A 5,502-nucleotide genomic window follows, 5' to 3' on the forward strand; every position below is an offset into this window, starting at 1 on the left:
GGCGTTCTCAAACCTCGTTGTACAACGAAGAACGGCCCCATGGGGCGATCGGCAATCGACCGCCGATTTTGCTGCAAAACCACGTCGGCGCAACCAGCCCGCCAACGTGACAGAGGCGCAAAACTCTAGTTCTGGGTGGTCCAAACTTCGGTCTCGCTACACTTCGGGCCGGACTCTAACTCCTTCTGGAGGAAATACTCAGTGGCAGGTCACTTCTAGCACCCTTCCAATATTTCCTACCAGAGTAGGTAGCGTTTAGATCATTTGTTAGTGCTGTAATCATCACTTCAGTAGGCTGCCGTGTGGGCAACCGGCAAGGAGTTGAGGAGCCTTGTTGATCGTCACGACAAGAGCAAATGGCCGAAGCACGCCGCCTCGCTCATCTCCCGGCCGACGGTATGAACGCCATCACGGCAGTGGAAAACGATTGTCCTCATTGCGCGAACTTTTCCGCTTGACGACGCCACAGATATCCTGCCTCCGACGGCTGCCATCTCTTAAACGGTCCCCACTGAATGCGTAAACAACTTTTGTTCTCCGCACTCCTGTTTGTGTTTTCGTTAACGGCATCGGTGCTCGCAGCGGAAGGGATTCTGCGCCTCAAGAACAGCTCAATGAAGAACTACGATATCGAGATGTGGCGATACGCGCGGGAGCTAAAGGCTCCAAGTCCGCGACCTGACCTTGGTCACGATCACATTAAAAATGCCTCCGCGGTTCTCCAGTCGGTTGAGATCCGGACAAACGAATGGAAGTTGCGTGGGGGGCCGGTCTTGCCCCGCAATCAGGTCAACCGTCGCATCTTGTTTCTGGGCGGCTCGATCACGCTAGGCTGGGGGGTGCCCGAAAGCAAGACGATTCCCTCCCGCATCGAGGTCGCGCTACGCGAGAAGAGTGAAAGTGTCGACGTGCTGAACGGCGGTGTCGGCAACTACAACGCTGAACGATACGTACAGCGTTTTTTCTACGAGCTTAAGGGGTTAGAGCCGACCGATATCGTCGTGCAGTACTTCCTTCGGGATGCTGAGAAGCTCGACCCGACTGCGGGCAATTGGTTCCTGAGACATAGCGAGCTTGCAGTAACAATTTGGATCGCCGTCAACAGACTTCTGAACAAGTCTGGAGAGCGCTCACTCGTTGAACACTATCAAGATGTCTATCGCGATAATCAGCCAGGCTTCATCGAAATGCAACGGCAACTTCATCAACTGGCCGAATATGCCGGCAAGAAGAATATTCGCCTGTACCTGGCCATGACGCCGGATGTTCACAACCTAAAAGATTATCCGTTTGGATTCATTCACGACAAGATGCGTTCAATTGCGCAAGCGGACGGATACACATTCGTCGATTTGTTGCCCGTGCTTGGAAAGCTTTCTCCAGAACAAATCTGGGCTATGCCGGGAGACCCGCATCCCAACCCGTTAGGTCATAAGTTAATGGCGGAAGGCATTCTTCCCGTTCTCGATCAATAGCCGGGACCCGCGAACGCAATGCTTTTTTCCGATCCGGTCTTTTTCGTCTTCTTCGCTCTCTATTTCAGCGCTCATCTCCTGACGCCGCAGCAGCATCGACTTTATCTTTTGATTTTTGGAAGCACCGTATTCTACGCTTGGTGGAAACCTGAGTACGCTTGGCTTCCTTATCTATTAAGTACCATTGCGTGGGGCGGTGCGCTCTGGATCGAGCAAGGCAACGCTCCGGACGTTCGAAAGTGGCGGCTCATCGTGGTCCTGGCCGTCCTGTTCACGCCGCTTATAGTTTTCAAATACGCCCACTTCCTGATTTACGACGTCGCCGGGGCATTCAGGGCGGCACGACCACGCCGTTTCGGTGACGAACTTCGCTTCGCGCTTCCACTTGGCATCTCCTTCGTCACGTTCACGCTCACGGCCTATGTGGTCAACGTGTATCGAGGACTATTTCCGATCGAGAGGCGGCTCACTGCAATTCTCGGCCACGTGTTGTTTTTCCCTCACCTGATCGCCGGCCCTATCCTACGGCCTCACGAACTTCTTCCTCAACTGTCGAAAGCCGCGCGAGCGCTCGATGCCCGCTTTATACTTGGCGCTTCTCTATTCGTCCTGGGGCTTTCCAAGAAACTGATCTTTGCGGATGGGATTGCGCCATATGTCGATCTCGCTTACGCGCCAGGCGCTCACAGCGCGTATGATTATCTACTCACGATCTATGGTTTTTCGATGCAGATTTATTGCGATTTCAGCGGGTATACCGATATGGCCGTTGGTCTGGCATATCTCTTGCGCATTCGCCTACCCCGAAATTTCCGGTCTCCCTATACGTCAAAATCGATCATCGAGTTCTGGCGCCGATGGCACATCACATTGTCGCACTGGCTGCGCGATTATCTTTACATAGCTCTCGGGGGCAACCGACAGGGCGTTGCCCATCAAATCGCCAATCTGATGATCACCATGCTCATCGGCGGACTTTGGCACGGCGCCAACTGGACGTTCGTTATCTGGGGCGGCCTGCACGGCATCGGCATCAGTCTCAATCATTTGTTCAATCGCGCCTGGCCGAACACCAGGTTGCCCGCCTGGCTAGGGACTATCATCACCTTTCACTTCGTCACGATCGCCTGGATCTATTTTCGGGCTCCAAATCTTACGGGGGCACATAAAGTCCTCGCTGGACCGTTTACCAGTTCATCGACCAGCTTTTGGTCTTTTCTTTCGGAGCACGCCTACCCGCTCGTACTTTTCCTGGTATTTCTTGCGGCACATCGATTTGATGACCACGCAAGGGTTCGGCTGGCTGTCAGAAGAGCCCAAAAACCTGTCGTCTGCGTAATCTTGTTGACGGTCTCGGCCCTCGCGATTGCGGTGGGCCAAGGCAGTTCAGCCAAGTTTATCTATTTTGATTTCTGAGCTTGAGAACCGGATCTCCGTCTGCTGGTAACCGGCATGAGCACCCACGTCTGCAGTGATCAATACGCGCGAGCGTAGCGGGTCGGCATCCAGTACTGGCGCATGGCCTCCACGACGTTTCAGTATGGGCGTTGCGCAGGAATTCCTCGGTCTCACGGCCTTTCCGTGGTGGTCCAAGCAGTGGACGCCTTTGATCGTCGACGCAATGCAGCAGGATGGGAAGGAGCAAGCCGTGGCGCATGTTGCTGATGTCGAGCAGCAGCTCCCCAGCCGATAGTCTCAGCGGCATGGCGGCATAGAATCCCTGGCACCACGGCCGGAGAAAAAAAACTTTCTCGCAGTCTTTATGCGTTTGCTTCCCCAAGATAGCGACGAAATGGACCCTGATCATGAAGAATATAGTTGGTGTCCATTGAGGGTAGACGGTAACGATTAGAGTTTCTCGTGATATATCGGCTCGCCTTTGGAGGACCACCATCAGCTTCATCAGCACCCGCAATGCCCATCACATCGGCCATGCGTGCTGGTTTGCCGTCCATATTATATTGGCTGTTGATTATCCACAGCCGACCAAAGCGATAACGTTTCCTGACCTCCCGTTCCGCTTGGGTACTGAAGCTTGTCCCAGTGTACGCGAAGTCCCGCGGACTTAACCCGAGTCTCCGTTCGATGGTTTCGTTATTTTGGTCCAACTCCTCGACAATCTTGGCTCCGGTCGGATCTTGTATGCTCAAATCCGACAGGTTTGGATGATTCACGGTATGAGCTCCGATGCGCCACCCTGCCTTGAGCAGATCGCCAACTTCGTCCCAGGTCATGAATTGGCGCTGCTCAATTTTCGGGAGTGGACTCCTAGCCTGAGCCTCAATTCCGGCTGTATTGATAAACAACGTTGGCCGAAAGCCATATCGTTGCATGATGTCGTTGACCTCATATCGCATCGTGATCGTCGGATGGTCAAAGTCGATCATCAATGGTCGCCGAGGCAAGCTGCCTGTTGCCTTGAGCCATTTTTCGAGCTCATCGTAGCCTATCGTCTCACAATCGAGCTCTCGTGCAATCCTGTAGAGCGCGTCGAACTCGACCGCAGAAAGTGATCGGAATCCACTTTCTGTTGAGCGCGGCACTCTATCGATGCCGTGGTTCATGAGAATTGGAATTCTTTGCGAGTTAGCGCCTTCTGCACAAAGGGTAGATTCAAAAACACCGGGCGCAAGAGAGCCGGAAGTCATTAGCGCACCAGCGAATGTAGTCCGTAGAAAGCACCGTCGGTTCATGGTCATATCGCTGCCTCACGATGTCGCAAATTTGTAAGCGCTTTGCGGATTCCTACGGAGCTGGGGTTGACGTGTTGCGGAATCGCCAAGACATAAGGCCATCAATCCGTAAGCGCTTAGCCGCATGTGGGCTACCTGCAGTATCACACCGTACTTGGCAACCTGAAGCGCCTCGCAATATTCCGCGCCGAGGTCTGTCGGGCTTGGTTGCACGCCATAGGGCGACGTAGCCAGCGCTCGCACATGACTTGGGAGCGATTCCGGCAGATCATCACGCTCTGCATCCCCAAAATCCGAGCCCTGCATCCCTATCCCAATCAGCGCTTTACGCCATGGCTCCAGGTAGGAGCCGTATGCGGTGGGTCCCCACGCGCCGATCTCTGCGGGGGGCATGGGGAAACCCGTGTCGCTACCGCGACCGGTGTTGCTCACTTCGCGGGAGCATAAAGTGCCAATATGTCGGCTGCAATCTTCCGAGATATCCGTTCATTTCCGTCCTCGCCATAATGCCTGCCGTCCATGTAAATTGGGCGGGCATCGGAAAAGATAGTTTGTAAGTCATGAATCACGTTCTGCCCCAAACTCTCATATTCTCTCTTGACCAACTTGCTTCTCATCAGGGAGTAAAGATCGTTGCTTCCTGGACGCCGTTTCTCTGATTCTAAAAGCTGATCCTCTTCATATTTTGTCCTGTGTGTCTTATCGGACAACTGGGGCTCAAGGTAGAATAATGTCTTAAAGGATAAGCTCCTTGAAAGAGCCTCTATAAACCGAACATTCCCTAGATAGAACTCCAAAGCTCCGTCGGACAGCACGTCTAATTTTTTAAAGCACCCCACGCGCTGTTTTTTGCCAGTGAACAATCTTATCAGCGCCATGTTTTCTAGCTTTATACTCATACGCGCTTTTGCTTCTTTCTCAGAAGATATTCTTTCGAGATTTGAGCTGCCAAGCGGAACGCCCGGCTTTCCTTCATCACATGCGGACAAAGCGTCAAGCAGCCCACCGTAGAAGACCACCAAATCGGGAGCATTCCCCTTTCTTAATTCGAGAACGAAGCGCATCAAGCTTTGAGTGGTTACATCCGCATTGACTGCATAGTTTGTGACTTTAGCGCGGATTCCATTTTCGGCCAACTTTTTGGCGACAAGAGACGGAATAGTGAAGTCGTCCCTAGATCCATACCCCCATAAAGTGGACGCGCCAAAAAAGAATATCTTTAGCCTGGCACCCTTATCATCGTTGATCGCCTCGGGATTCCACGTTCTTCTCGCGCCTTCGTTTACGTTAATAAATTTACCCATATAGTCTGCTTCCTGTCTCTTATACACATC

Annotated in this window: 5 protein-coding genes; 3 read left to right on the top strand and 2 right to left on the bottom strand. The window is 52.9% G+C overall.

What is annotated here, in order from left to right; translation table 11 throughout:
• The first annotated feature begins 515 nt into the window (after positions 1–515).
• The 3 genes from IF803_RS42070 (at position 516) to IF803_RS42080 (ending at position 3,168) form a co-directional block, all read left to right on the top strand.
• A complete protein-coding gene (locus IF803_RS42070; protein ID WP_461196108.1) occupies positions 516–1,475 on the top strand; it encodes an SGNH/GDSL hydrolase family protein in 960 nt (319 codons plus the stop codon).
• An 18-nt stretch (positions 1,476–1,493) separates the two neighbouring features.
• Entirely contained in the window at positions 1,494–2,891 is a 1,398-nt protein-coding gene (locus IF803_RS42075) for an MBOAT family O-acyltransferase (RefSeq protein WP_461196109.1), read from the top strand.
• A gap of 124 nt (positions 2,892–3,015) precedes the next feature.
• The gene (locus IF803_RS42080; RefSeq protein ID WP_461196110.1) at positions 3,016–3,168 is read left to right on the top strand and encodes a hypothetical protein; all 153 of its coding nucleotides are present in this window, start codon (positions 3,016–3,018) and stop codon (positions 3,166–3,168) included.
• Between the two features lie 67 nt (positions 3,169–3,235).
• On the opposite strand, the gene IF803_RS42085 is transcribed toward IF803_RS42080, so the two are convergent.
• Positions 3,236–4,039 carry a polysaccharide deacetylase family protein gene (locus IF803_RS42085; protein ID WP_461196111.1) on the bottom strand — a complete coding sequence of 268 codons (804 nt, stop codon included), beginning with the start codon at positions 4,037–4,039 and terminating at the stop codon, positions 3,236–3,238.
• 557 nt (positions 4,040–4,596) lie between these two features.
• Positions 4,597–5,502: SGNH/GDSL hydrolase family protein (locus tag IF803_RS42090; protein WP_461196112.1), on the bottom strand; the 906-nt coding region annotated here is incomplete at its 5' end.

The sequence above is a fragment of the Bradyrhizobium sp. UFLA06-06 genome, assembly GCF_054820065.1.